Genomic DNA, 24,236 nt, shown 5'->3' on the forward strand with positions numbered 1-24,236 from the left:
CGAGCCTTGACGGAACGGGCTTACCGCTGCGAGTGGTCCACGGCGCGGCCGCCCTTCCCCGGGCCGGGCAAGGGCCGTTGCTCACGGTAGTAGCGGCAGGTCACCCGGGGTGCGGAACTGTCGGGGCGGATCACTATTATCGGCGGAGTTTTCATACCTAGGCGGACTCCGGGGGATTCAGTTGATCATAGAGACGCGGTTCCGGGGGCCCGAGGGGTCGGGCAACGGCGGCTATGTGGCGGGGCTGCTCGCCGGTCACCTGTCCACCGACACGGTGACCGTCACGCTGCGCCGCCCGCCGCCGCTCGACACCGAGCTGCGCGTGAGCGTGGACGACGAGCGGGGGCTCAGCGCCCGGCTGTGGGACGGCGAGGCGGTGGTCGCCGAGGCCCTGGCCGGGGCGATCGTGGTGCCGCCGGTGGCGGCGGTGCCGTACGAGGATGCGCTCGGGGCGGCCGCGAACTTCCGCGGCGTGGACGACCATCCGTTCCCCGGCTGCTTCGTGTGCGGCACCGACCGCGAGCCCGGCGACGGGCTGCGGCTGGCGCCCGGCCCGGTGGGCGACGGCACCGTGGCGGCCCCGTGGACGCCGGCCGAGGAGCCGGGACGGGAGCTGGTGTGGGCGGCGCTGGACTGCCCGGGCGTGTGGTCGTTCCTCGAACCGGGCCGTCCGTCGGTGCTGGGCACGATGACCGCGCAGGTCACCGATGTCCCCGCGGCGGGCGAGCGGTGCGTGGTGATGGGGCTGGCGCGCACCCGCGAGGGCCGCAAGACCCACGCGGCGACGGCGCTGTACGGGGCCGACGGCCGCCTGCTCGGCCGGGCCGAGCAGATCTGGATCGAGGTCGATCCCGAGCGGTTCGCGCCGCCCGCCGAGTCCGCCCCCGCGGCCAAGCCTGAGATGTCCCCTTCGGTGAGCTTCGCTCTGGAGGAGACCACGCCGTCGACCGAGCACTGCTGGTCGTCCTGACCGCGGGGCGCGTCCGGCCGTTGCCGCCTGCCCACTGCGGCGGGCACGGCGGCGTTTCCGGAGCCGTCACGGGCCGGTGAACAGCGGGTCCTCGCGGTCGGTCGGCACGGCGCCCTGCTGCCCGCGTGCGGCCGCCGAAGCGCCGCCGGGGACGGGGAGGCCGGGGACGGTCGGTGACGGGCCCTGTTCGCCGCCCTGCTGCGCCAGAAGCGCGTTCGGGTAGGGCGGGGGCGTCCCGAACTGCGGCGGATGCCCGGCCGCGGGCGGCGGCGGGGCGGGCACGAAGTTCGACGAGAGCGTGCCCTGCGTGAGCTGGTCGATCTGGCGGCGCGCCCGGTCGGCCTCGGCGCGGGCCGCGTCGCGCTCCTCGGCCAGCGCGGCGAGGGCGGCCTGCTGCTCGGCCACCGACTGGGACAGCTGCCGCAGCTGCAGCGCCTGGTCGTTGACCTTCGTGGCCAGCTCGTCGCGTTCGGCGGTGGCCTGCCGGGCCTGCGCGAGCGCGGCGTCGCGTTCCTTGACGGCGTCCTCGGCGCGGGCGTTGGCCCGCACCACCTCGGCCTCGGCCTCCGACTGGGCGCGCAGCGCGGCCGCCCGTTCGGCCTCGGCCTTGCTGGCGGACTGCATGGCGCGCTGCCGCTGCGCCTCGGTGTCGCGCATGGCGGTGCGCAGGTCCTCGGCGCCCTGCTTGGCGACGGCGGCCTCCACCCGCTGGGCCTCGACCGCGCCCTCGGTCTCGGCGAGCTTGGCGTGCAGGGCGACCAGCTCGGCGCGGGTGTTCTCCAGCGCGGCCAGCAGCTCGGTCTCCCGGGCGGCGATGCGGTCGCGTTCGCTCTCGGCGGCCAGCTTGGCCGACACCGCCTGCTGGGCGATCTGGTGGGCCTCCTCCCACGCCTGCTGGGCGGCGTCCCGCTTGGAGGTGGCCAGCTTGGCCTCCTCGCGGGCCTTGGCGGCGGCCTGCTCGGCGTCGTCGGCGCGCTGGCGGGCCGCGGCGGCCTCCTGCCAGGCCTCCTCGGCACGCCGCTGGGACACGTCGCGCTCGCTCTGCGCGATGGCCAGCTCGCGGGCGGCCTCGGCCCGCACCTCGGCGACGCGCCGCTCCACGCCGGCGACGCTCAGTTCCTGGGTGAGCGACTCGGCGAGCAGGTCGGCGGTGCGCTCCAGCCGTTCCACCATCTCCCAGGTGGCGGCGACCTGCCCGGTCAGGCCGGGCGCGTCCCGGCCCCGTTCGCGCCGTTCGCGCGCCTCGCGGGCGCAGGCGCCGTCGTTGTCCTGGCAGTAGCGGACGGTGCGCACGGCCCCGACCGGCTGCGGCACCGGACGGCCGCAGTTGGCGCACGGCCAGACCGCGACGGGATCCCCCACCCGCGCCACGGCGGCGTCGGTACGGCGCTCGGGCACGGCGGCGGAGGTTCCGGTCTCGGCGGCCGTGTCGACCGCCGCGGCGGCGTTCTCGGCGGCGTTCTCGGCGGCGGTGGTCTCGGGAGCGGCGGGAGCGCCCTCGGTGGACTGTGCGCCTGCCTCTGCGACAGCGGCTTCGGGAGTCACGGTCTGCCCCCCAGGACCGCTGTTGTCGCGCTCATCGCTATTAGGCATGGAATGAACGATACGCACTAGTACCCGTGACTGCAGTGACTTGGGGGGCGACGAAGATGATCAACACGCGGGCTGACAGACTCCGACCGGGCGGCCGACAACCCCGCCTCAGACCGTGATCTGCGCCATCGCCTTGCGGATGCGCTTGTCCGACACCGGGACGCGCGTGCCGAGCTGCTGGGCGAACAGCGACACCCGCAGCTCCTCCAGCATCCAGCGGATCTGCCGGACCGCCTCCTCGTCGCGACGCGCCGGCGGCAGCCGGTGCAGCAGCGCCTCGTACTCCTGCTCCACCTGGTGGACCTGGAAGGTCAGCTGCCGGTCGCGGCCCGGGTTCTCCGGCAGCTTGTCCAGCCGGATCCGCAACGCCCGCAGATAGCGGGGCAGGTCGGGCAGCCGGTGCCAGCCGGTCGCGGTCACGAACCCCGGATGGATGAGCCTGCCGAGCTGCTCGCGCACGTCGGTCAGGGCCGGCACCAGCGTGAGGCTCGTCGTGCCGCGCAGGCGCCGGTCGATCTCGTGCGCCTCCGCGAGGATCCGCTCGACGTGCGTCACGATCGCGGCGGTCGCGTCGTGCAACTCGGCGCGCACGTGGTCGTACAGGCGGCGGAAGCCCGCCTCGTCCCACGCCGGCCCGCCGGCCTCGGCGATCAGCCGGTCGGCGGCGGCCGTGACGCAGTCGTCGAACAGCTTGGCCACCGAACCGTGCGGGTTGTGGCTGAGCGCCAGCTTGCCCTGGTTCGTCAGCCCCTTCTGGATCAGCTTGGCCGGGGACGTGCAGTTGAGCAGCACCAGGCGGCGCGTGCCGAGCCACATGGCGCGGCGCTGCTCGGCCTCGGTCTCGTACATGCGGACGGCGACGGCGTCGCCCTCGTCGGTCAGCGCCGGATACGCCTTGACCTCGTACCCGGACTGGCTGCGCTGGTAGGTGCGCGGCAGTTCGCCGATCGTCCACTCGCGCAGCCCGGCGCGTTCGATGCCCTCGCTCGACGCGGCCTTGGCCAGCGTGCCGCGCATCGTGCCGCGCAGCTTGCGCTTCAGCGCGTCCAGGTCGGTGTGCTCGCCGAGCACGCGATCGCGCTCGTCCACCACCCGGAAGTTCATGCGCAGGTGGGCGGGCAGGCGCGCCAGGTCCCAGTCCTCCCGGGCAACCGGCACGCCGGTCATGGCGGTCAGCTCGCGTTCCAGCGCGGCCAGCAGCGGCTCGGTGCGCGGCGACACGCGCTCCAGGACGCGCCGCGCGAAGTCGGGCGCCGGGACGAAGTTGACGCGCACCGGCTTGGGCAGCGACCGGATCAGCTCGGTGACCAGCTCCTGCCGGAGCCCCGGCACCTGCCACTCGAACCCGTCTGGCCGCACCTGGTTGAGGATCTGCACGGGGATGTGCACGGTGACGCCGTCGGCGTCGGTGCCCGGCTCGAACTGGTACGTCAGCCGCAGCCGCAGCGGCCCCTGCCGCCAGGCGTCGGGATAGTCGGCCTCGCTGACGTCGTCGGCGCTCTGGTTGATGAGCATCGACTTCTCGAAGTTCAGCAGGTCCGGCTCGGTGTGGCGGGCCTTCTTCCACCAGGCGTCGAAGTGCCGCCCCGACACCACGTCCGGCGGGATCCGCTCGTCGTAGAAGTCGAACAGCGTCTCGTCGTCGACGAGGATGTCGCGGCGCCGCGCCCGGTGCTCCAGTTCCTCCACCTCGTCCAGCAGCGCGCGGTTGTCGTGGAAGAACCGGTGACGGGTGTCCCAGTCGCCCTCGACCAGCGCGTGCCGGATGAACAGCTCGCGCGACAGCTCCGGGTCGATGCGGCCGTAGTTGACGCGGCGCTGCGCCACGATCGGCACCCCGTACAGGGTGACCTTCTCGTACGCCATGACCGCCGCCTGCTTCTTGGACCAGTGCGGCTCGCTGTAGGTGCGTTTGACCAGGTGCTGGGCGAGCGGCTCGACCCACTCCGGCTCGATGCGGGCGTTGATGCGGCCCCACAGCCGGGACGTCTCCACCAGCTCGGCGGCCATCACCCACCGGGGCGGCTTCTTGAACAGCGCCGACCCGGGGAACACGGCGAACTTGGCGCCCCGCGCGCCCAGGTACTCCACCTGCGGACGCCGCCGCTGGTTCCCCTCGTCCTTCTTGCGGTCGGTGTCCTGCAGGCCGATGTGCGACAGCAGGCCCGACAGCAGCGCCACGTGGATGCGGTCGGGGTCGGCGTCGGCGCTGTTGACGGTGACGCCCAGCGACTTGGCGACCTGCTTGAGCTGCGAGTGCAGGTCCTGCCATTCACGCACCCGCAGGTAGTGCAGGAACTCCTCGCGGCACATCCGCCGGAACGCGCTGCCCGACAGCTCCCGCTGCCGGTCCCGCAGGTAGTTCCACAGGTTCACGTACGCCAGGAAGTCCGACGTCGGGTCGGCGAACCGGCGGTGCTTCTCGTCGGCGGCCTGCTGGTGCTCGGCGGGACGCTCCCGCGGGTCCTGGATGGACAGCGCCGAGGCGATCACCAGCACCTCGCGGACGCAGCCGCCCTCGTCGGCCGCCAGGATCATCCGGGCCAGCCGCGGGTCGATCGGCAGCTGCGCCAGCCGGCGGCCCAGCGGGGTGAGCCGCTTGCGCGGGTCCTTCTCGGCCGGGTCGATGGCGCCCAGCTCGTGCAGCAGGTCCATGCCCGCCTTGACGTTGCGGCGGTCCGGCGGCTCGACGAACGGGAACGCGGCGATGTCGCCCAGGCCCAGCGCCGTCATCTGCAGGATGACCGACGCCAGGTTGGTGCGCAGGATCTCCGGCTCGGTGAACTCCGGCCGCGCCTCGAAGTCCTCCTCCGAGTACAGCCGGATGCAGATGCCCTCCGACACGCGTCCGCAGCGGCCCTTGCGCTGGTTGGCCGACGCCTGCGAGATCGGCTCGATCGGCAGCCGCTGCACCTTGAGCCGGTGGCTGTAGCGGGAGATGCGCGCGGTGCCCGGGTCGATGACGTACTTGATGCCGGGGACGGTCAGGGACGTCTCGGCGACGTTGGTGGCCAGCACGATGCGCCGTCCGCCGTGCGGCTTGAACACCCGGTGCTGCTCGGCCGCCGACAGCCGCGCGTACAGCGGCAGCACCTCCGTCTGCGGCCCCCGCCGCCCCTTGAGGTGCTTGCCCAGCGCGTCCGCCGTGTCGCGGATCTCCCGTTCGCCGCTGAGGAACACCAGGATGTCGCCCGGCGCCTCGCCGGACAGCTCGTCCACCGCGTCGCAGATCGCCTGGATCTGGTCGCGGTCGGGGTCGGCCTGCGGGTCGTCGGGGTCGACCAGCGGACGGTACCGGACCTCCACGGGATACGTCCGGCCCGACACCTCCACGATCGGCGCGTCGTCGAAGTGCTTGGAGAACCGCTCGGGGTCGATCGTCGCCGAGGTGATGATCACCTTGAGGTCGGGCCGCCTCGGCAGGATCTCCTTGACGTATCCGAGCAGGAAGTCGATGTTGAGGCTGCGCTCGTGCGCCTCGTCGATGATCAGCGTGTCGTAGCGGCGCAGCAGCCGGTCGGTCTGGATCTCGGCCAGCAGGATGCCGTCGGTCATCAGCTTGACCAGCGTGTCGTCGCCGGACCGGTCGGTGAAGCGCACCTTGTACCCGACCGCCTCGCCGAGCTCGGTGCCCAGCTCCTCGGCGATCCGGTCGGCCACGGTCCGGGCGGCCAGCCGCCGCGGCTGGGTGTGCCCGATCGAGCCGAGCACGCCGCGGCCCAGCTCCAGGCAGATCTTGGGGATCTGGGTGGTCTTGCCGGACCCGGTCTCCCCCGCCACGATCACCACCTGGTGGTCCCGCACGGCCGCCAGGATGTCGTCCTTCTTCTGCGACACCGGCAGCGCGGCCGGATAGGTGATCGCCGGAACGGCCGCACGCCGCCGCGCCACCCGCCGCTCGGCGGCCTCGATCTCGGCGCCGATCTCCGCCAGCACCCGGGCGCGCCGCCGCTCGTCACGCAGCTTCTGCGCACCGTCGAGACGGCGGCGCAACCGGTGCGAGTCGTACAGGGTCAGCTCGGGCAGGCGCGCGCGCAGGTCGGCGAGCGGCGATTTCACGTGCGTCCTCATTACCGTCGAACGGGTGACCAAGGGCGGGGCAGGGCGGCCGGGCGGCGCCGGGCGGGCGTCCCCGCAACCTTGGCACCGTAGCCGGGACGACGCGCCCAAGGCGATCGGTTTTCCCGGCCGTCCCAGGGTCTAACAACATCATCCACACGCCCGTCATTCCACCGCCGGCACCCCCCGCCCGTCGATCGCGGAGGAGGCGGCGAACCCGGCGGGCGGCGGCTGCGGGAACAGAACACCGGTCCATGTTGCGGGGTTGCGGCCGGACGGCCGCCGCGCCTATCTTGGAACAATCGTTCCAAGATAGGTGGTGACGCGGATGCCCGACGTGAAGCACTTCGATCCCGACACGGTGCTGGATCAGGTGGTGCGGCTGTTCTGGGAGCGGGGGGCCGCCACGGCGGGCATCGCCGAGGTGGTGAACGCGACCGGGCTCAGCCGCTCCAGCCTGTACGCCACCTTCGGCGGCAAGCGCGACCTGTACGCGGCCGCGCTGCGCCGCTACGTCGAACGCCAGTCCCGCCCGGTGTTCGAGCGCCTGGCCGCCGACGTGCGCGGGCTGCCCGCCATCACCGAGTTCTTCGACCGCCTGGTGCGGGCGCGCTGCGAAGGCGAGCACGCCCGCTGGGGCTGCATGGTCTCCAACGCCCACGCCGGTCCCGACCGGGACGACCCGCAGGTGCGCGAGGTCCTGGACGACCACCACCGCGGCCTGCGCGCGGCGATGCGCGCCGCGCTCCAGGACGCCCGCACCCAGGAGCAGATCCCGCCGGACCTGGACCTGGACGCGGCCGCGGACATGCTGGCGCTGCTGGCCTACGGGATGAACCTGCGCTCCCGCGCCGGCGCCCCCGCGGCCGACCTGCTGGCCACCGCGACCACCACCCTGCGGGTCCTCACCGGCGCCGCCCGCCCCTGACCGGGCGCGACCACAGATCCGTTCACCCCGAACCCACACCACGGAGGACCGCCGATGACCGGCTTCACCGTCTACGACGAGACCAACGCCCCCGAGGCGGCCCGCCCCCAACTGGAGGCCGCCAAGCGCCGGATGGGATTCGTGACCACCCTCAACGGGGTGATGGCCGAGTCCCCCCAACTGCTGGCCGGGTACAACGCCCTGGCCGAACTGTTCGGCAGGTCATCCCTGCCCGGCCCCGCCAAGCACGTCGTGTGGATCACCGCCAGCGTGGAGAACAACTGCGAGTACTGCGTGGCGGCCCACTCCACCCTGGCGCTGCGCTCCCGCGTCCCCGCCGACGTCGTACGGGCGCTGCGCGACGGCAAGCCGCCGGCCGACCCCGCGCTGGAGGCAGTCCGCCGCTTCACCCAGGCCATGGTCACCCGGCAGGGATGGGTGGAGGAGGAAGAGGTCGAGGCCTTCCTGGCGGCCGGCTACACCCGCCGCCACGTCATGGACATCGTCCTGGGCGTCGGCATGAAGACCCTGTCCAACTACACCAACCACATCGCCCACACCCCGCTGGACCCCGCCTGGCAGGACCAGCGCTGGAGCCGCGCCTGATCCGGCCCGGTCGTCAGCCCGTCGTCCAGGGCCGGAGCTTCTCGGGGTTGCGCACCGCCCAGATGCGCCTGATCCGGTCGCCGACGACGTCGAACGCCATCACCGCCACCGTGACGTCGTCCGGCCGGGCCACCAGACCGGGCTGGCCGTTGACCAGGCGCTCCGTGATCGTCAGGTCGGTCGCCCGGTCGGCGATGTCGACCAGGAAGCGCGCGACCCGCTCGGCGCCCTCGACCGGCTCGAGCACGGCGCTGACGAGGCCGCCGCCGTCGGCGATGCCCGTGGCGTCGGGGTCGAGGAGGGCGATGAGGGCGTCGAGGTCCTTGGCCTCCCACGCCTCCTTGAAGCTCCGGACGACGGCGGCGCGCTGGGCCGCCGGGGTCGCGGGCCCCTGCGACGCGCGGACGCGGCGGCGGGCCGAGGAGGCCAGCTGGCGGCATGCCGCCGGGGTACGGCCGACGATCTCGGCCACCTCCGCGAAGGAGAAGCGGAAGACGTCGTGCAGGACGAACGCCACCCGCTCGGCCGGGGTCATCGATTCCAGCACGACGAGGAAGGCCATGGTGACCGACTCGTCCAGGGTGACGCGGTCGGCCGGGTCGGCCGGGGCGCTCCCCTGCCGCCCGTTGATCCACTCGGTGGAGTCGGGCAGCGGCTCGGGGATCCATTCGCCCACGTAGCGCTCGCGCCGGGCCCGCGCCGAGCCGAGCAGGTCGTAGCAGATGCGGCCGGCGACCCTGGTCAGCCATGCGCCGGGGGACTCGATGGCGTCCTGCTGCGGCCGGGACATGGCGTACCAGCGGGCGTAGGTCTCCTGGACGACGTCCTCGGCCTCGGCCAGGGAGCCGAGGAGCCGGTACGCCATATTGATCAGCTGACGCCGCTCACTGATGATCGCGTTCAGGCTCGGATCGGGCCGGTCCCGTTCCGGCTCGGAGGTGGTCATGGTGTCGCAGGCTCCCTTGGTCGCGTCCGCCCTCACCAGTCCGACGAGACAGCCGGCCGAACTGTGAGGCCGGCGCCGGCGACGTCACCGTGCGACGGGGCCCGGCCGGCTCCCCCGGTCGCCGACGCCTTCGCTGACGCCTTCGCCGGCGGCCGGTGGGAGCTTGGTACGGGCGACGGCCTTGACATAGTAAGGTGCGCGCCGCGATCTTCCGTCAGGGATTCCAGACGCCGGTGGCGGCCGTGGACTTGACGTAGTCGGCGAAGGGGCGGGGAGCGCGTCCCAGGGCGCGCTGGACGCCGTCGCTGAGGTGTTCGCCCCGGCCGTCGGCGATCTTGCCCAGGAGCGCGGTGACCGTCTCCACCACGTCGGACGGCCACCCCTGCGAAGTCAGCGCCGCCGTGAAATCGGCGACGCCGACGGGCAGGTAGCGGATGTCGCGGCCGGTGGCCTCGGAGATCAACGAGGCGACGGAACGCAGTGACAGCGCCTCCGGCCCGGACAGCTCGTAGATCTCCCCCGCGTGGCCGTCCGCGGTGAGGGCGGCGACGGCCACGTCGGCGATGTCCTCGGCGTCGACGAACGCCTCACGGCCTTCTCCGGTGGGCAGCGCGAGCTCGCCCGCGAGCAGCGGGTCGAGGAAGAAGTCCTCGCTGAAGTTCTGGGCGAACCAGGCCGGACGCAGGATCGTCCATTCGGCGCCGGAATCGCGCACCGCGCGCTCGACGGGCTCCTGCTCCGGCAGCGCGCGGCCGTCCCCACCGCGTGCCGACAGCAGGACCAGCCGCCGCACCTTCGCCTCGGCGGCCAGGCGAACGAAGTCCTCCACGGCGGACTGGTCGACGAACTCGTTCATGGGGACGACGTACACGGCGCCCACGCCGTCGAGCGCCGGGCCCCACGTCTCGGGGGCCGTCCAGTCGAAGCGGGTGCCGGTCGTGCGGGAGCCCACGCGCACGGGCACGCCGCGGTCCTGCAGGCGGGCGACGACGCGGCGGCCCGTCTTGCCGCGGCCGCCGAGAACGAGAATCGGTGCGTTTTCGGTCATGCGCCCAGCTCACCAGGCGGGGACGCGACGGACCATGGACGAGCGTCCACGTCCCATACGCGATCGTCTCGTTCGGGCGTCTCGCTCAGGCGTCTCGTGCGGGCGTCTCGTTCAGGCGCCGTAGGCGGGTTCCGGGGCGGGTGCGCTGGAGAGCAGGCCGGCGACCACGTCGTCCAGTTCGGACGGGTCCCAGCGGCCGCCCTTGTCGATCATCGGGCCGTGCCGGAAGCCGTCCATCACGCAGATCCTCCCGCCCTCGACCTCGAAGACGCGGCCGGTGACGCCCCGCGAGCGCGCCGACCCGAGCCAGGCCACCAGGGGCGAGACGTTCTCCGGGGCCATCGGGTCGAACTCGCCTTCGGCGGGCGGCGCCATCGTCCGCGCGAAGACCTCCTCGGTCATGCGGGTGCGGGCGGCCGGCGCGATCGCGTTGACGGCCACGCCGTAGCGGGCCAGTTCGGCGGCGGCGACCAGGGTGAGGCCGACGATCCCGGCCTTGGCGGCGGAGTAGTTGCCCTGGCCGACGCTGCCGAGCAGCCCGGCGCCGGAGGAGGTGTTGACGACGCGGGCGTCCACGGCCCTGCCCGCCTTGCTCTCGGCGCGCCAGTGGCGGCCCGCGTGCTTGAGCGGCAGGAAGTGGCCCTTGAGGTGGACGCGCATGACCGCGTCCCACTCCTCCTCGGTGAGGTTGACCAGCATCCGGTCGCGCAGGAACCCGGCGTTGTTGACGAGGGTGTCCAGGCGTCCGAACGCCTCCAGGGCGGCGGCGACCAGGGCGGCGGCGCCGTCCTCGGTGGCGATGTCGTGAACGCTGGCGACCGCGCGGCCGCCCAGCCGCTCGATCTCCTCGACGACCCGCTGGGCGGGGCCGTCGGCCGCGTCCCCGGTGCCGTCGCGGGCCACGCCGAGGTCGTTGACGACCACGGCGGCGCCCTGGCGGGCGAACTCCAGGGCGTGGGCGCGGCCGAGGCCGCGGCCCGCTCCGGTGACGGCCACGACGCGGTCCTCGCAGATCACTTGGCGTCCTCCTCGTTCAGGCCGGGCCTGTTGGCGGTGGCGGCGTCCAGGAAGGCGGGGCGTTCGCCGCCGCCGTGCATGAGCAGTGCGGAACCGGTGACGTAGGCCGCCAGGTCCGAGGCGAGATAGACGCAGGCCGCGCCGACGTCGGCGTACGGGTCGGCCAGGCGGCCCAGGGGGACGGTGCGTTCGACGGCGGCGATCCCCGCCTCGTCGCCGTAGTGCAGGTGGGAGCTCTCGGTGCGGACCATGCCGAGGACGAGCGCGTTCACCCGGATGTCGTCGGGGGCCCATTCGACGGCGAGGGAGGTCGCCAGGCTGTGCAGGCCCGCCTTGGCGGCGCCGTAGGCGGCGCTGCCGGGCGAGGGCCGCACCCCGCTCACGCTGCCGATCATGATGATGGAGCCGCCGCCGGGCCGGGCCCGCATGCGGGCGGCGGCGGCCCGGGCGCAGATCAGCGGGGCGGTCAGGTTCAGTTCGATGATCTTGGCGTGGGTGCGGAGGTCGCCCTCCGACAGCGGCAGGAACGGGGTGCCGCCCGCGTTGTTGACCAGCACGTCGATCCGGTCGAGGCCGTCCATGAAGTCCCGCACGGCGTCCGGGTCGCGCACGTCGAGGGAGACGAAGCGGGCGGTGCGGCCGTCCACGGACGGAAGGTCCGGCGGCTCGCGGCGGGCGACGGCGACGACGTCGGCCCCGGCGGCCAGGAACGCCCGGCTGATGCCGCGTCCGACGCCCCGCACGCCCCCGGTGACCACGGCGAGGCGGCCGCTCAGATCCAGCGTCAGCGACATCGGGCCCTCCCGGCGGGTTCCTGCTACCGTCTGTTCTAACAAATGTTTGGTGGAAAGGTAGCGCATGGGAGTCTCCACCACGACCCACCCCGACGGGGTGGCCGAGATCGTCGTCACCGCGCCCCCGGTCAACGCGCTCACCGTCCGGGGCTGGTACGACCTGGCCGACGCCGTGCTGGCGGCGGGCCGCGACCCGGACGTCGGGGCGGTGGTGCTCCGCGCCGACGGACGCGGCTTCAACGCGGGCGTGGACATCAAGGAGATGCAGGCCGCCGAGGGGCACACCGCGCTGGTCGGCGCCAACCGGGGGTGCTACGCGGCGTTCGCGGCGGTGTACGAGTGCGAGGTCCCGGTCGTGGCGGCGGTGCACGGGTTCTGCCTGGGCGGCGGCGTCGGGCTGGCCGGCAACGCCGACGTCGTCGTGGCGTCCGAGGACGCCTACTTCGGCCTGCCCGAGGTGGACCGGGGCGCGCTGGGCGCCGCCACCCACCTGGCCCGGCTCGTCCCACAGCACCTGATGCGCGCCATGGTCTACACCTGCCGCAACGTCACCGCCGAGGAACTGCACCGGCACGGATCGGTGCTGGAGGTGGTCCCGGCGGCGCGACTGCGCGACGCGGCGATGGCGGTGGCCCGCGACATCGCCGCCAAGGACCGGTACGTGATCCGGCGGGCCAAGGAGTCGCTGAACGGCATCGACCCGGTCGACGTCAAGCGCAGCTACCGGTTCGAGCAGGGCTTCACGTTCGAGCTGAACCTGACCGGCGCGGGCGACCGGCACCGCGACGCCTTCGTCCGCAGCGGCCGGGACGGCCGGGCCGCCGAGGAGGGCCGATGAGCAAGGTCATGACGGTGGACGAGGTCGTCGCGTCGCTGGACAGCGGCATGACGGTCGGGATCGGCGGCTGGGGCTCGCGCCGCAAGCCGATGGCGCTGGTGCGGGCGATCTGCCGGGCGCCGGTCACCGACCTGACGGTGGTGTCCTACGGCGGCCCGGACGTGGGCCTGCTGTGCGCGTACGGCAAGGTCCGCAGGCTGGTCGCGCCGTTCGTCACGCTCGACTCGATCCCGCTGGAGCCGCACTTCCGGGCGGCGCGGCAGAACGGGGCGATCGAGCTGACCGAGTACGACGAGGGCATGTTCATGTTCGGGCTGTACGCGGCGGCGCACCGGCTGCCGTTCCTGCCGACGCCGGCGGGCCTGGGCTCGGACGTGCTGCGCGTCAACCCCGAGCTGAGGACCGTCCGCTCGCCGTACGCGGACGGCACCGAGCTGATCGCCGTGCCCCCGCTGACGATGGACGTCGCGCTGGTCCACATGAACCGCGCGGACGCGCGCGGCAACGGCCAGTACCTCGGCCCCGACCCGTACATGGACGACCTGTTCGCCAAGGCCGCGGCCCGCGCGTACGTGTCGTGCGAACGCCTCGTCGACACCGGCGACCTGCTCAAGGAGGGACCGGTGCAGTCGCTGCTGATCAGCCGCTCGCACGTCGCGGGCGTGGTGGAGACCCCGAACGGGGCGCACTTCACCACCTGCGAACCCGACCACGGCCGCGACGAGGCGTTCCAGCGGCTGTACGCGCAGTCGGCGGGCGATCCGGAGAAGTGGCGGGCGTTCCGCGACCGCTTCCTGTCGGGCGACGAGGCCGCCTACCAGGACGCCGTCCGGACCTGGCAGGAGGAGTCGCGATGAGCGCGGCGACGCGGGCCGAGGTGTGCGCGGTGGCGTGCGCGGAGCTGTTCCGGGGGGACGGGGAGATCGTCGCGGCGGCGGTGTCCGGGATGGTGCCCGCGCTGGGGGCGCGGCTGGCGCGGATGACGTTCGAACCGGACCTGCTGACCACCGACGGCGGGCCGAACCTGACCGCCGAGCCGGTGCCGCTGGGCGCGCCCGCCGGTGCGGTCGAGGGCTGGCTGCCGTTCCGCGACCACCTGTGGCTGGTGCTGAACGGGCGCCGGCACGTGGTGCTGGGCGCCAGCCAGATCGACCGGTTCGGCAACTCCAACATCTCCTGCATCGGCGACTGGGAGCGCCCGGCGCGGCAGCTGCTCGGCGTGCGCGGGGCGCCCGGCAACACGCGCGTCAACACCACCAGCTACTGGATTCCCCGGCATTCGCCCCGCGTGTTCACCGAGAAGGTCGACTTCGTCAGCGGCATCGGCTGCGACCGGGGCGCCTTCGAGCTGCGCACGGTGGTGACCGACCTCGGCGTCCTGGACTTCGACACCCCGGACCGGCGGATGCGGCTGCGCTCCACGCACCCCGGCGTGACGGTCGAGGACGTCGTCGCCCGCACCGGTTTCGAACTGGTCGTCCCGGACGAGGTGCCCGAGACGCGCGCGCCCACCGCCGAGGAACTCCGGATCATGCGCGAGGTGCTCGATCCCCACGGACTGCGCGAACGCGAGGTCCCCGCGTGACCGGCGACGCGACCGGGCACACGACCGGGCAGGCGTCCGGGGAGGTGACAGGGCAGGTGCTCGACACGCCGCTGACCCGGCTCACCGGCGTGCGGCACCCGATCGTGCAGACGGGCATGGGCTGGGTGGCCGGGCCGCGCCTGGTCACGGCGGTGGCGAACGCGGGCGGCCTCGGCGTGCTGGCGTCGGCGACCATGACGGTCGACCGGCTGGCCACGGCGATCCGCGAGGTCAAGGACCGCACGGACGCGCCGTTCGGGGTCAACCTGCGGGCCGACGCCGCCGACGCGGGCGAGCGCATCGACCTGATCGTCAAGGAGGGGGTGCGGGTCGCCTCGTTCGCCCTGGCCCCCAAACGCGAGCTGATCGCCCGGCTGAAGGACGAGGGCGTGGTGGTGATCCCGTCCGTGGGGGCGCGGCGGCACGCCGAGAAGGTCGCCGGGTGGGGCGCGGACGCGGTGCTGGTGCAGGGCGGCGAGGGCGGCGGGCACACCGGCCCGGTCGCCACGACGCTGCTGCTCCCCCAGGTCGTGGACGCCGTCGACATTCCCGTGATCGCCGCCGGCGGGTTCTTCGACGGGCGCGGCCTGGCCGCCGCGCTGGCCTACGGGGCGGCGGGCGTGGCGATGGGCACCCGGTTCCTGCTGACCGCCGACAGCTCCGTGCCCGACGCGGTCAAGAGCGTCTACCTGCGCGCCGCCGAGACCGTGGTGACGCGGCAGGTCGACGGGCTGCCGCACCGGGTGCTGCGCAGCGACCTGGTGGACGGCCTCGAACGCTCCGGCCGCGTCACCGGCCTGGTCCGGGCGGTGCGCAACGCCGCCCGCTTCCGGCGGATCTCCGGCATGTCGTGGCGGGCGATGCTGGCCGACGGGCGGGCGATGCGGCACGGCAGGGACCTGTCGTGGTCGCAGGTGCTCATGGCCGCCAACACCCCCATGCTGCTCCGGGCGGCGATGGTCGACGGGCGTCCCGACCTCGGCGTCATGGCGTCCGGCCAGGTCGTGGCGATGATCGACGACCTGCCGACGTGCGCGGAGCTGATCGGCCGGATCGTCCGCGAGGCCGCCGAGGCGATCGCCGCGCAGCAGTCGATGATCGTGCGGGGTTAGCGGCGGGTCAGCGGGCGCCCGCCTCGATCCCGGCGAGCACGGCGGCCAGCCCTCCGTCGAACTCCTCATCGGGCGTGACGGTCTTCGCGCTGCGGGCGGTCTCGGCGAGCCGGGGGTAGGTGTCGTCCGGCAGGGCGGCCATCACATCGGTGCCGGCGCCGGCCAGCGGGCCGAGGTGTTCGAGCTGGATGGCGCCGAGGAGGTAGCCGAGCAGGGCGCGCAGCGCGATGACGCGGCTCCGGGCGTCGAACCCCGCCCCGGCCAGCACGTCCACCACCGCCTCCCCCCAGCGCAGCGAGGCGGGCGAGCTGTGCCGGTGCGTCATCGTCAGCGGGACGACGGCGGGATGCGCGGCGACCGCGTCGCGCACCCGCCGCACCAGCGTCGCGACCTGCTCGCGCCAGGGCGCGCCGGGCGGCGGCACGGTGTCGACGGCGCCCAGCACCAGCTCGACGACGAGCCCTTCCAGCTCCTGCCGGTCGTCGACGTACCGGTACAGCGACATCGTGCCCATGCCCAGCTCCTGGGCGACCGCCCGCATGGTGAGCGCGGGCAGGCCGTCCCGGTCGATCACGGCGAGTGCGGCCTCGGCGATGCGGGCGGGGCTGAGCGAACGGGGCCTGGGCATGCGTACAACATACGCCTACACTCGTAGGCGTATGTTGTACGCCTACGAGCGGAGGTTCCCATGTCCAGGCTTTCGGTGGGCTCGCCGGTCACCGCCCGCGAGCTGGCCGCCGTCGGCGGCCCGCCGGTGCCCGTGCCCGATCCGGAACGGCTCGTCCACCTGCAGTTCCGGCGCTTCGCCGGATGCCCGGTCTGCAACCTGCACCTGCGGTCGGTGACGCGGCGACACGCCGAGATCGAGGCGGCCGGCGTCCGCGAGGTCGCGGTGTTCCACTCCCCCGCCGAGGAACTGCTCCCGTACGCGGCCGACCTGCCGTTCGCCGTCGTCGCCGACCCCGGCAAGCGGCTGTACCGGGAGTTCGGCGTGGAGGCCGGCCGCCGCGCGCTGCTCGACCCGCGCGTGTGGGGCCCGATCCTCGTCGCGGTGTCCCGCTCGGCGGTGCGGGTGGCCCTCCGGCGCGACCGCACGCCGGCCGCCCGCCAGCCCCACGGACGGCTCGGCCTGCCCGCCGACTTCCTCATCGCCCCGGACGGCCGCGTCGTCGCCGCCGGGTACGGCCGGCACGCCTACGACCAGTGGCCGGTCGACGAGCTGCTCGCCCTGGCCGCCGAGGCCAGGCGCGCGGCCCCGGTCGCGTGAACGCGGCCGTCCGGCCGTGAGCCCGCGTGCGGCGCGCCCGCCCTTGCGAGGTGACGAGAAAGCCACGCCGTGACGAGGAGGCGCGCCGCGCCGCGGGGACGGGTCAGTAGCGGCTGCCGGCCGGCGCCGGGATGTCGTCCAGTTCGGCCAGGTCCTGCTCGGTGAGGTCCAGGTCGGCGGCGCCGGCGTTGTCGCGCAGGTAGCGCTGCTTCTTGGTGCCGGGGATCGGGATGACGTGCTCGCCCCGCGCCAGCGTCCAGGCGATGGCGACCTGCGCGGGCGTGGCGCCGTGCCGTTCGGCCACCCGCCTGACGACGTCGACGATGCGCATGTTCTGCTGGACCGCCTCATCCTGGAAGCGCGGGTTGCGCCTGCGGAAGTCGTCGTCGTCCAGGTCGGCGGTGGTCACCGTGCCGGTGAGGAAGCCGCGGCCGAGCGGTGAGAACGGCACGAACGCCGCGCCGTGGGCGGCGCACCAGCCGACCACGTCGCCCGGTCCCTCGCCGCCCGCGGCCGGGTCTCCCCCGGAGAACGCGCCGACGATGCCGCCCGGCGCGCCCATGGCGTCCCGCGTCCACAGCGACAGCTCGGACTGGATCGCGGCGACCGGGTGGACACGGTGCGCCTCCTCGGCCTGCGCGACCGTCACCTCCGACAGGCCCAGGTGCCGCACCTTGCCCTCGGCGACCAGCTCGGCCATGGCGCCCCAGCTCTCGGCGAGCGGCACGGCCGGGTCGACGCGGTGCAGGTAGTACAGGTCGATGACGTCGGTCTCCAGGCGGCGCAGGCTCTCCTCGGCCGAGCGCTTGACGTACTCGGGGGTGCCCCGGGTGGCCATCCTCATCTTCTCGACGTCCTCGACGACCAGCCCGGTCTTGGTGGCGAGCACGGCCTCGTCGCGGCGGCCCCGCAGCGCGCGGCCGACCAGGGTCTCGTTGTGCCCGACCCCGTAGACCTGGGCGGTGTCCAGGAACGTGACGCCGAGGTCGAGCGCCTCGCGGATCAGCGCGACCGACGCCTCGTCGTCGCGTTCGGAGGCGCCGTAGGCCCAGCTCATGCCCATGCAGCCGAGCCCGACCGCCCCGACCGGCGTCCCGGCGAACGTACGTGTCCTCATGGGGTCCCTTCTGGCGGATGTGGAGATCGCGGCGGCGTCGTCGCCGCGCCGGTTCACGCCTTCGATCCTGCCCGGCGCGCGGCCGCTCAGACAGGCTCCCCTCTTCCTGGTGGTGCCACCACCACCCTCGCGACCCGTTGACGCCGCGAACGGGACGACCCTAACGTTTAACCGACCAGTCGGTATGTGTTCTCGAGCACGACGGACCGGCCGGAGGAATCGCCGGCACACGCATTCGCCCCCCCGGAGAAACGCATGATCCGAAGCACGATGCAGGACTTCCCGCTCACCGTCGGCGCGATACTCAGGCACGGGTCCCGGGTGTTCGGGCGGAGCGAATGCGTGACCTGGACCGGCGCGGGCGCGCGCCGCGCCACGTACGCGGAGGTCGCCGAGAACGCCGAGCGGCTCGCCACCGCGCTGACCCGGCTCGGGGTGCGCACCGGCGAGGCGGTCGCCACGTTCTGCTGGAACCACCAGGAGCATCTGGAGGCGTACTTCGCCGTGCCCGGCATGGGCGCGGTGCTGCACACCCTGAACATCCGGCTGTTCCCCGACCAGCTCGCGCACATCATCGGCCACGCCGAGGACCGGATCGTCATCGTCGACGACAACCTCGTCCCGCTGCTGGCGCGCGTCGCCGGGCGGGTGCCGAGCGTGGAGACCTACGTCGTGGTGGGCGACGGCGACGCGACCGCGCTGGAGGAGGCGTCGGGCGGCCGGGCCCGCGTGCTGCGCTACCGCGAGCTGCTGGCGGCCGAGGAGCCGGGCTTCGCCTGGCCCGAGGTGGACGAGCACGCGGCCGCGTCGATGTGCTACACCAGCGGCACCACCGGCGACCCCAAGGGCGTGGTGTACTCGCACCGTTCGACGTTCCTGCACGCCATGGCGGTGCAGTCGGCGTCGCTGGTGGGCGTCACCGAGGCCGACCGGGTGCTGACGATCGTCCCGATGTTCCACGTCAACGCCTGGGGCCTGCCGTACGGGGCGCTGCTGTCGGGGGCGACCCTGCACATGCCCGGGCCGTTCATGCAGCCCGAGCACCTCACCCGGTTCATCGCGGCCGAACGCAGCACCGTGGCGTCCGCGGTCCCGACGATCTGGAACGGCATCCTGGAGTACGACGCCGAGCGGGAGATCGACCTGTCGTCGTTGCGCACCGCGACGTCCGGCGGCGCGGCCGCGCCGCGCGCCATGCTGGAGCGCTTCGAGGAGCGGTACGGGCTGCGGATCATCCAGGGCTGGGGCATGACCGAGACCAGCCCGCTGGGCGGCATGGCGTTCCCGCCGCCCGGCGTGAAGCCCGGCACGCCCGAGGACGTGGACTGGCGGATGCGGTCCGGCCGGGTCGCGGCCGGCGTGGAGATGCGCGTCGTCGACGACCGGGGCGAGGAACTGCCGTGGGACGGCGCGTCCGTCGGCGAGATCGAGGTCCGCGGGCCGTGGATCACCGGCTCCTACCACCGCGACCCGGCGCCGGAGAAGTTCCACGACGGCTGGCTGCGCACCGGCGACATCGGCACGCTCGACGAGCGCGGCTTCTTCCAGATCACCGACCGGGCCAAGGACGTCATCAAGTCGGGCGGCGAGTGGATCTCCTCGGTGGAGCTGGAGAACCACCTGATGGCGCATCCGGACGTACTGGAGGCCGCGGTGATCGGCGTGCCCGACCCCCGCTGGACCGAGCGTCCGCTGGCGTGCGTGGTGCGGCGGCGGGGCGCGACCGTCTCGGCGGCGGAGCTGGCGGCCTTCCTGGACGGCAAGGTGGCGCGCTGGCAGGTGCCGGAGAACTGGACGTTCCTCGACGAGATCCCCAAGACGACGGTCGGCAAGTTCGACAAGAAGCCGCTGCGGGCGCGGTTCCGCGAGGCCGCCTTCGAGGTGGAGCGGGTCGAGCGGGCCGCGCGGGGCTGAGCCCGCGCCGGTCTCAGGCGGACGTCGCGCCCCGGTCGTCCCGTCCGGGACGGCCGGGCGCCGCCGCCGGGGCCTCGGGACGCGCCCGCAGGCCGTTGAGGAACAGCTCGACGTAGTACTCGCTGATCTCCTGCGCGTCCAGCCGCCCGTCCGGGCGGTACCACGTGCTGATCTGGTGGACTGCGCCGAAGAAGTAGTGCACCGACAGGTCGGCGGGGACGTCGGCGCGGAAGACGCCCTCGCGCTGCCCCTCCTCCACCAGGGCGCGGAACTCCTCGTGGTAGCGGCGCCGCTCGGCCCGCACGGCGCGGCGGCGCTCCTTGGGCAGCACGTGCATGGAGCGGAAGAAGACGGTGAACTCGTCCAGGTACTGGAAGCTGGTGGACAGCACGTCGACCGCGGCCGCGCGCAGCCGCTCCTCCACCGTGCCGGGGCCGCCGGCGAACTCGCGCAGGCGCCGCGTCTGCAGGCCGAGGAGCCGGTGGTAGATCTCGTAGAGCAGGTCGTCCTTGGCGCCGAAGTAGTGGTACATGGCGCCCTTGGTGACCCCGGCGGCGGCGACGATCTCCTGGACCGAGGTGCTCTCGTAGCCCTTCTCCGCGAACAGCCGCGTCGCCACGGCCAGCAGGCGGTCCGGGATGGACGCGTAGGCGGACGCGTTACCCGCCAGCCGCTGCGCCATGACTCTCCCCTGTCCCGAGGCCGGTCCCGCCGCGGGGACGGCCTTCCCTCGTGATCAGCGTTCAGCGTACCGGCGCCGGTCTCCCAGCCCGGCACCCGCAGGCCCTCGCCATGTCGCCGAACCGGCTATTGACGGGTTCCCGCCCCGATCATACGCTGCTGAGACCGACTGGTCGGTATGCAATTCCCCGCACATTTTCCGGGCTCGCGTCGTCACTCGGAATGGGGCCGCCATGTCCGAAGATCCGACTCGCACCGACCCCGAAGCCCCCGAACTCCCTGAACTGCTCGGCCTGCGCGAGGTGACCGTCCGTTTCGGCGGGCTGGTCGCCCTCGACGCGGTGTCCCTGACCGTCCCGTCCGGCCGCGTCACCGGCGTGATCGGCCCGAACGGCGCCGGCAAGACGACCCTGTTCAACGTGATCTGCGGTTTCGTCCGGCCGCGGCGGGGCGAGCTGCGCTGGCGCGGGCGAACCCTGTCCCGGCACCGCCCGCACGACCTGGCCCGCCTCGGCATCGCCCGCACGCTGCAGGGCGTGGGCCTGTTCCCCGGCCTGACCGTGCTGGAGAACGTGCTGGTGGGCGCCGACCGGCACGCCCGCTCCGGTTTCCTCGGCGACCTGCTGGCGCTGCCGCGCGCCGACCGCGACGAGCGCGCGCTGCGCGAGCGGGCGATGGCGCGGCTGGACCGGCTCGGCGTGGCCGGCGTCGCCGGGCGGCTGCCCGGCGAGCTGTCCTACGGCGTGCGCAAGCGGGTGGCGCTGGCCCGCGCCCTGGCCGCCGAGCCGGACCTGCTGCTGCTCGACGAGCCCGCGGCCGGGCTGTCGGCCGGGGAGATCGCCGACCTGGCCGAGCTGGTCCGCGGGCTGCGCGAGGAGCTGGCGGTGGTGCTGGTCGAGCACCACATGGACCTGGTGATGGACGTGTGCGACCGGGTGCTGGTGCTGGACTTCGGCAGGGTCATCGCGCACGGCACGCCCGCCGAGGTCCGCGACGACCCGGCCGTGGTCGCCGCCTACCTGGGCGAGGAGGTCCGCGAGCCGGAGGTGCCGGGTGCTTGAGGTGAGGGATCTGGTGGTCGCCTACGGGGCCGAGCCGGTGCTGGACGGGGTGAGCCTGTCGGTCGCCGGCGGCGCCCTGACGGCGGTGCTCGGGGCGAACGGCGCGGGCAAGACGACGCTGCTGCGCACGATCTCCGGGCTGCTGCGGCCCCGGGCGGGCGGGGCGGCGCTGGACGGCCGCGACCTGACCGGGCTGCCGGTGGAGGAGATCGTCCGGCTCGGCGTGGCGCACGTGCCGCAGTCCGGCGGCGTCATCACCGAGCTGACCGTCGAGGAGAACCTGCGGCTGGGCGGGCTGTGGCGGTGGCGGCGCGGCGACCTGGCCCGGCGGACCGGCGCCGTCTACGAGCTGTTCCCGCCGCTGGCCGGACGGCGCGCCCGCGCCGCCGCCACCCTGTCGGGCGGGGAACGGCAGATGCTGGCGCTCGGCCGGGCGCTGGTCGCCGAACCGCGGCTGCTGCTGGTGGACGAGCCGTCGCTGGGCCTGGCCCCCCGCGTGGTGGCCCAGCTCATGGCGGTGCTGCGGCGGCTGTGCGACGACACCGGCCTGTCCGTGCTGCTGGTCGAGCAGAACGCGCGCAGCGCGCTGTCGGTCGCCGACCGCGCGCTGGTGCTGAACCTCGGCGCCGTCGCGGCCGAGGGCGCCGCCGCCGCGCTCGCCGCCGACGACCGCCTCCGTCACGCCTACCTGGGGTTCTAGGGGGTCGCCGCCATGGTCCGGTTCGTCAACCTCACGCTGGCCGGGATCACCTCCGGCATGGTGTTCGCCACGGTCGCGCTGGCGCTGGTGCTGATCTGGCGGTCCACCCGGATCGTCAACTTCGCGCAGGGCGCGATGCTGATGGTCACCACGTTCCTGGCCTGGTCGGTCATCGACGCGGGCGGCTCGTACTGGGTCGCGCTGGCGGTGGCCCTGGCGTCCGGGCTGGTGCTCGGCGCGGTGGTCGAACGGGTGGTGATCCGCCCGGTGGAGGACAAGCCGCCGCTCAACGCGGTGATCGTCACGCTGGGGCTGTTCGTGCTGCTGCAGGCGGGCGCCGGGATGATCTGGGGCGACACGCCGCACTCCTATCCCCCGGCGTTCGGCATCCGCGGCTTCTCGGCCGGCGGCACGCGGCTGCTGCTGTCGCCCAACGACCTGTTCGTCCTCGGCGCGGCCGGCGCGGTGATGGTGGCGCTGACGGTGCTGTTCGTGCGCACCGACCTGGGGCTGCGGCTGCGGGCGGCGGCGTTCGCGCCGGAGGTCGCGCGGCTGCTGGGCGTCCGGGTCGGGCGGATGCTCACGCTCGGCTGGGCGCTGGCCGCGCTGGTCGGCTCGCTGGCCGGGGTGCTGATCGCCCCGTCGGTGTTCGTCGGGCCCGCGCAGTTCGACGCGGTGCTGGTGTTCGGGTTCACCGCGGCGGTGATCGGCGGCCTGGACAGCCCGGTCGGCGCGGTCGTCGGCGGGGTGCTGCTGGGCTGCGCGCTCAGCTACGTGTCCGGGTACGTCAGCGCCGACCTGGTCACGCTCGGGGCGCTGGCGGCGCTGATCGCCGTGCTGCTCGTCCGGCCGGACGGGCTGTTCGCCGCGACCACCGGGAGGCGGGTGTGACCGAAGCGACCCGGCGGGCCTCGGGCCCCGTGCGCGCCGCGGTCCGGGCGCGGCTCGTGCTCGGCCGGTACCGGCTGGCGCGGCACGCGCTCGGCGCCGTCGCCGCCCTCGCCGCGCTGTACCTGCTGACCGGCGCGGCCGGCCCGTACCGGGACCTGCAGATCGCGCAGGCGGCCTACCTGACGTGCGCGGTCGCCGGGCTGACGGTGCTGACCGGGCTCGGCGGGCAGATCTCCCTCGGGCACGGCGCGTTCATGGCGGTCGGCGCGTACACCACCGCGCTGCTGCTGATCCACCGGGCGTGGCCGCTCGCCGCCGTGCTGGTCGCGGCCGTCGCCGTGACGGCCGCGGTGGGCACGGTGGTCGGGGCGGTCGCGGCGCGGCTGCACGGCCCCTACCTGGCCGGTGCGACGCTGGCGTTCGCGGTCGGCCTGCCCGGGCTGGCCGGGTACACGCCGCTGCTGGACCTGCTGGGCGGGCAGAACGGGCTGGCGGTTCCGCCGGCGGCACCGCCGGCGGCGCTCGGCGAGACGTTCCCGGTGGAGCGCTGGCAGGCGTGGATGGCCTGCCTGGGCGCGGTGCTGACGCTGTTCCTGCTGGCCAACCTGACCCGCGGCCGGTTCGGCCGGACGCTGCGCGCCACCCGCGACGACGAGATCGCCGCCGCCCTGCACGGGGTGCGGGTCGCCCGCGTCCGGATCGCCGCCACGGTGGTGTCGGCGGCGTGCGCGGGCCTGGCCGGGGGCCTGCTGGCGGTGGTGACCGCGCTGGCCGCGCCGGGCGCCTTCCCGCTCACCCTGTCGCTGCAGCTCATCGCGGCGATCGTCATCGGCGGCCCGGGCAGCCTGGCGGGCGCGGTCTGGGGCGCGCTGGTCCTGGTGTTCGTGCCGGCCTGGGCGTCGGACGTGGCGCAGCGGGCCGACCTGTCCCACAACGTCGCCTCCAACCTGCCGCTGGCGCTCTACGGACTGGTGCTGATCGTGGTCACCCTGGCGTTCCCGCGCGGCGTGCAGGGCGGGCTGCGCGCGGCCTGGGCCGCGCTGAGCCGGGCCGCCCTGGCCCGCCGCCGCCGTCCGACCCGCGGCGCCACCGGCTGACCGGCTCGTCCA

General features: G+C 74.0%; 22 protein-coding genes. 13 read left to right on the forward strand and 9 right to left on the reverse strand.

Annotation, left to right across the window (positions count from 1 at the left end; genetic code table 11):
- Positions 1–181 precede the first annotated feature (181 nt).
- Positions 182–970, forward strand: a complete 789-nt coding sequence (locus ABZ801_RS24585; protein ID WP_344959177.1) for a hypothetical protein — start codon at positions 182–184, stop codon at positions 968–970.
- 66 nt (positions 971–1,036) lie between these two features.
- Here the strand turns inward: ABZ801_RS24585 and ABZ801_RS24590 are convergent, their stop codons facing one another.
- The gene (locus ABZ801_RS24590) at positions 1,037–2,563 is read right to left on the reverse strand and encodes a chromosome segregation ATPase (protein ID WP_360701746.1); all 1,527 of its coding nucleotides are present in this window, start codon (positions 2,561–2,563) and stop codon (positions 1,037–1,039) included.
- 108 nt (positions 2,564–2,671) lie between these two features.
- A complete protein-coding gene (gene hrpA / locus ABZ801_RS24595) occupies positions 2,672–6,622 on the reverse strand; it encodes an ATP-dependent RNA helicase HrpA (RefSeq protein WP_344959181.1) in 3,951 nt (1,316 codons plus the stop codon).
- A gap of 328 nt (positions 6,623–6,950) precedes the next feature.
- On the opposite strand from hrpA, the gene ABZ801_RS24600 reads away from it, so the two are divergent.
- Entirely contained in the window at positions 6,951–7,550 is a 600-nt protein-coding gene (locus ABZ801_RS24600; protein WP_360701750.1) for a TetR/AcrR family transcriptional regulator, read from the forward strand.
- A gap of 54 nt (positions 7,551–7,604) precedes the next feature.
- Positions 7,605–8,156: a carboxymuconolactone decarboxylase family protein gene (locus ABZ801_RS24605; RefSeq protein WP_360701753.1), complete on the forward strand. Its 552-nt coding sequence runs from the start codon at positions 7,605–7,607 to the stop codon at positions 8,154–8,156.
- A gap of 13 nt (positions 8,157–8,169) precedes the next feature.
- On the opposite strand, the gene sigJ is transcribed toward ABZ801_RS24605, so the two are convergent.
- From sigJ to ABZ801_RS24625, 4 genes are all read right to left on the reverse strand, one after another.
- Positions 8,170–9,102, reverse strand: a complete 933-nt coding sequence (gene sigJ / locus ABZ801_RS24610; RefSeq protein ID WP_360701756.1) for an RNA polymerase sigma factor SigJ — start codon at positions 9,100–9,102, stop codon at positions 8,170–8,172.
- 214 nt (positions 9,103–9,316) lie between these two features.
- The gene (locus ABZ801_RS24615) at positions 9,317–10,150 is read right to left on the reverse strand and encodes an NAD(P)H-binding protein (RefSeq protein WP_360701759.1); all 834 of its coding nucleotides are present in this window, start codon (positions 10,148–10,150) and stop codon (positions 9,317–9,319) included.
- Between the two features lie 111 nt (positions 10,151–10,261).
- Positions 10,262–11,167, reverse strand: coding sequence for an SDR family oxidoreductase (locus ABZ801_RS24620; protein WP_360701762.1), 906 nt, complete (start codon positions 11,165–11,167; stop codon positions 10,262–10,264).
- Positions 11,164–11,961, reverse strand: a complete 798-nt coding sequence (locus tag ABZ801_RS24625; RefSeq protein WP_360701764.1) for an SDR family oxidoreductase — start codon at positions 11,959–11,961, stop codon at positions 11,164–11,166. The genes ABZ801_RS24620 and ABZ801_RS24625 overlap by 4 nt, the downstream gene beginning before the upstream one ends.
- Positions 11,962–12,025: 64 nt before the next feature.
- Here ABZ801_RS24625 and ABZ801_RS24630 point away from each other — a divergent pair, with 64 nt between their 5' ends.
- From ABZ801_RS24630 to ABZ801_RS24645, 4 genes are read left to right on the forward strand one after another with little or no spacing between them, the layout of a single operon-like run.
- Entirely contained in the window at positions 12,026–12,799 is a 774-nt protein-coding gene (locus ABZ801_RS24630) for an enoyl-CoA hydratase family protein (protein ID WP_344959199.1), read from the forward strand.
- On the forward strand, positions 12,796–13,656 hold the full coding sequence (locus tag ABZ801_RS24635; protein WP_360701768.1) for a CoA-transferase: 861 nt from the start codon (positions 12,796–12,798) through the stop codon (positions 13,654–13,656). Before ABZ801_RS24630 ends, ABZ801_RS24635 begins: the two co-directional genes overlap by 4 nt.
- On the forward strand, positions 13,653–14,384 hold the full coding sequence (locus tag ABZ801_RS24640; RefSeq protein ID WP_344959204.1) for a CoA-transferase: 732 nt from the start codon (positions 13,653–13,655) through the stop codon (positions 14,382–14,384). The genes ABZ801_RS24635 and ABZ801_RS24640 overlap by 4 nt, the downstream gene beginning before the upstream one ends.
- A gap of 44 nt (positions 14,385–14,428) precedes the next feature.
- Positions 14,429–15,496: a nitronate monooxygenase gene (locus tag ABZ801_RS24645; RefSeq protein WP_360701916.1), complete on the forward strand. Its 1,068-nt coding sequence runs from the start codon at positions 14,429–14,431 to the stop codon at positions 15,494–15,496.
- Positions 15,497–15,503: 7 nt separating this feature from the next.
- On the opposite strand, the gene ABZ801_RS24650 is transcribed toward ABZ801_RS24645, so the two are convergent.
- On the reverse strand, positions 15,504–16,124 hold the full coding sequence (locus ABZ801_RS24650) for a TetR/AcrR family transcriptional regulator (RefSeq protein WP_360701773.1): 621 nt from the start codon (positions 16,122–16,124) through the stop codon (positions 15,504–15,506).
- Between the two features lie 60 nt (positions 16,125–16,184).
- Between ABZ801_RS24650 and ABZ801_RS24655 the strand changes: the two genes are divergently transcribed.
- A complete protein-coding gene (locus ABZ801_RS24655; RefSeq protein ID WP_360701775.1) occupies positions 16,185–16,763 on the forward strand; it encodes a peroxiredoxin-like family protein in 579 nt (192 codons plus the stop codon).
- A gap of 103 nt (positions 16,764–16,866) precedes the next feature.
- Here ABZ801_RS24655 and ABZ801_RS24660 read toward each other — a convergent pair whose 3' ends face one another.
- The gene (locus tag ABZ801_RS24660) at positions 16,867–17,880 is read right to left on the reverse strand and encodes an aldo/keto reductase (RefSeq protein WP_360701778.1); all 1,014 of its coding nucleotides are present in this window, start codon (positions 17,878–17,880) and stop codon (positions 16,867–16,869) included.
- A gap of 255 nt (positions 17,881–18,135) precedes the next feature.
- Here ABZ801_RS24660 and ABZ801_RS24665 point away from each other — a divergent pair, with 255 nt between their 5' ends.
- Positions 18,136–19,794 (forward strand): long-chain fatty acid--CoA ligase, encoded by a 1,659-nt coding sequence (locus tag ABZ801_RS24665; protein WP_360701780.1) that lies wholly within the window; start codon positions 18,136–18,138, stop codon positions 19,792–19,794.
- A 13-nt stretch (positions 19,795–19,807) separates the two neighbouring features.
- Here ABZ801_RS24665 and ABZ801_RS24670 read toward each other — a convergent pair whose 3' ends face one another.
- Entirely contained in the window at positions 19,808–20,476 is a 669-nt protein-coding gene (locus ABZ801_RS24670) for a TetR/AcrR family transcriptional regulator (RefSeq protein WP_360701783.1), read from the reverse strand.
- Between the two features lie 232 nt (positions 20,477–20,708).
- On the opposite strand from ABZ801_RS24670, the gene ABZ801_RS24675 reads away from it, so the two are divergent.
- The 4 genes from ABZ801_RS24675 to ABZ801_RS24690 are packed head-to-tail and all read left to right on the forward strand — an operon-like array spanning position 20,709 to position 24,224.
- On the forward strand, positions 20,709–21,536 hold the full coding sequence (locus ABZ801_RS24675; protein ID WP_360701785.1) for an ABC transporter ATP-binding protein: 828 nt from the start codon (positions 20,709–20,711) through the stop codon (positions 21,534–21,536).
- Positions 21,529–22,236 (forward strand): ABC transporter ATP-binding protein, encoded by a 708-nt coding sequence (locus tag ABZ801_RS24680; protein WP_360701787.1) that lies wholly within the window; start codon positions 21,529–21,531, stop codon positions 22,234–22,236. Before ABZ801_RS24675 ends, ABZ801_RS24680 begins: the two co-directional genes overlap by 8 nt.
- Before the next feature lie 12 nt (positions 22,237–22,248).
- Positions 22,249–23,127 (forward strand): branched-chain amino acid ABC transporter permease, encoded by an 879-nt coding sequence (locus ABZ801_RS24685; protein WP_344959220.1) that lies wholly within the window; start codon positions 22,249–22,251, stop codon positions 23,125–23,127.
- Positions 23,124–24,224: a branched-chain amino acid ABC transporter permease gene (locus tag ABZ801_RS24690; protein WP_360701790.1), complete on the forward strand. Its 1,101-nt coding sequence runs from the start codon at positions 23,124–23,126 to the stop codon at positions 24,222–24,224. Before ABZ801_RS24685 ends, ABZ801_RS24690 begins: the two co-directional genes overlap by 4 nt.
- Positions 24,225–24,236 lie beyond the last annotated feature (12 nt).

Origin of the sequence: Actinomadura sp. NPDC047616, from assembly GCF_040642915.1 — a bacterium.
Lineage (GTDB): Bacteria > Actinomycetota > Actinomycetes > Streptosporangiales > Streptosporangiaceae > Spirillospora > Spirillospora miaoliensis.

Bases quoted from the DNA above. Each gene is read 5' to 3' on its own strand.
- ABZ801_RS24590 (WP_360701746.1), bottom strand. From the start codon at position 2,563: ATGCCTAATAGCGATGAGCGCGACAACAGCGGTCCTGGGGGGCAGACC.
- ABZ801_RS24600 (WP_360701750.1), top strand. From the start codon at position 6,951: ATGCCCGACGTGAAGCACTTCGATCCCGACACGGTGCTGGATCAGGTG.
- ABZ801_RS24605 (WP_360701753.1), top strand. From the start codon at position 7,605: ATGACCGGCTTCACCGTCTACGACGAGACCAACGCCCCCGAGGCGGCC.
- sigJ (WP_360701756.1), bottom strand. From the start codon at position 9,102: ATGACCACCTCCGAGCCGGAACGGGACCGGCCCGATCCGAGCCTGAAC.
- ABZ801_RS24615 (WP_360701759.1), bottom strand. From the start codon at position 10,150: ATGACCGAAAACGCACCGATTCTCGTTCTCGGCGGCCGCGGCAAGACG.
- ABZ801_RS24625 (WP_360701764.1), bottom strand. From the start codon at position 11,961: ATGTCGCTGACGCTGGATCTGAGCGGCCGCCTCGCCGTGGTCACCGGG.
- ABZ801_RS24630 (WP_344959199.1), top strand. From the start codon at position 12,026: ATGGGAGTCTCCACCACGACCCACCCCGACGGGGTGGCCGAGATCGTC.
- ABZ801_RS24635 (WP_360701768.1), top strand. From the start codon at position 12,796: ATGAGCAAGGTCATGACGGTGGACGAGGTCGTCGCGTCGCTGGACAGC.
- ABZ801_RS24640 (WP_344959204.1), top strand. From the start codon at position 13,653: ATGAGCGCGGCGACGCGGGCCGAGGTGTGCGCGGTGGCGTGCGCGGAG.
- ABZ801_RS24650 (WP_360701773.1), bottom strand. From the start codon at position 16,124: ATGCCCAGGCCCCGTTCGCTCAGCCCCGCCCGCATCGCCGAGGCCGCA.
- ABZ801_RS24655 (WP_360701775.1), top strand. From the start codon at position 16,185: ATGTCCAGGCTTTCGGTGGGCTCGCCGGTCACCGCCCGCGAGCTGGCC.
- ABZ801_RS24660 (WP_360701778.1), bottom strand. From the start codon at position 17,880: ATGAGGACACGTACGTTCGCCGGGACGCCGGTCGGGGCGGTCGGGCTC.
- ABZ801_RS24665 (WP_360701780.1), top strand. From the start codon at position 18,136: ATGATCCGAAGCACGATGCAGGACTTCCCGCTCACCGTCGGCGCGATA.
- ABZ801_RS24670 (WP_360701783.1), bottom strand. From the start codon at position 20,476: ATGGCGCAGCGGCTGGCGGGTAACGCGTCCGCCTACGCGTCCATCCCG.
- ABZ801_RS24675 (WP_360701785.1), top strand. From the start codon at position 20,709: ATGTCCGAAGATCCGACTCGCACCGACCCCGAAGCCCCCGAACTCCCT.
- ABZ801_RS24685 (WP_344959220.1), top strand. From the start codon at position 22,249: ATGGTCCGGTTCGTCAACCTCACGCTGGCCGGGATCACCTCCGGCATG.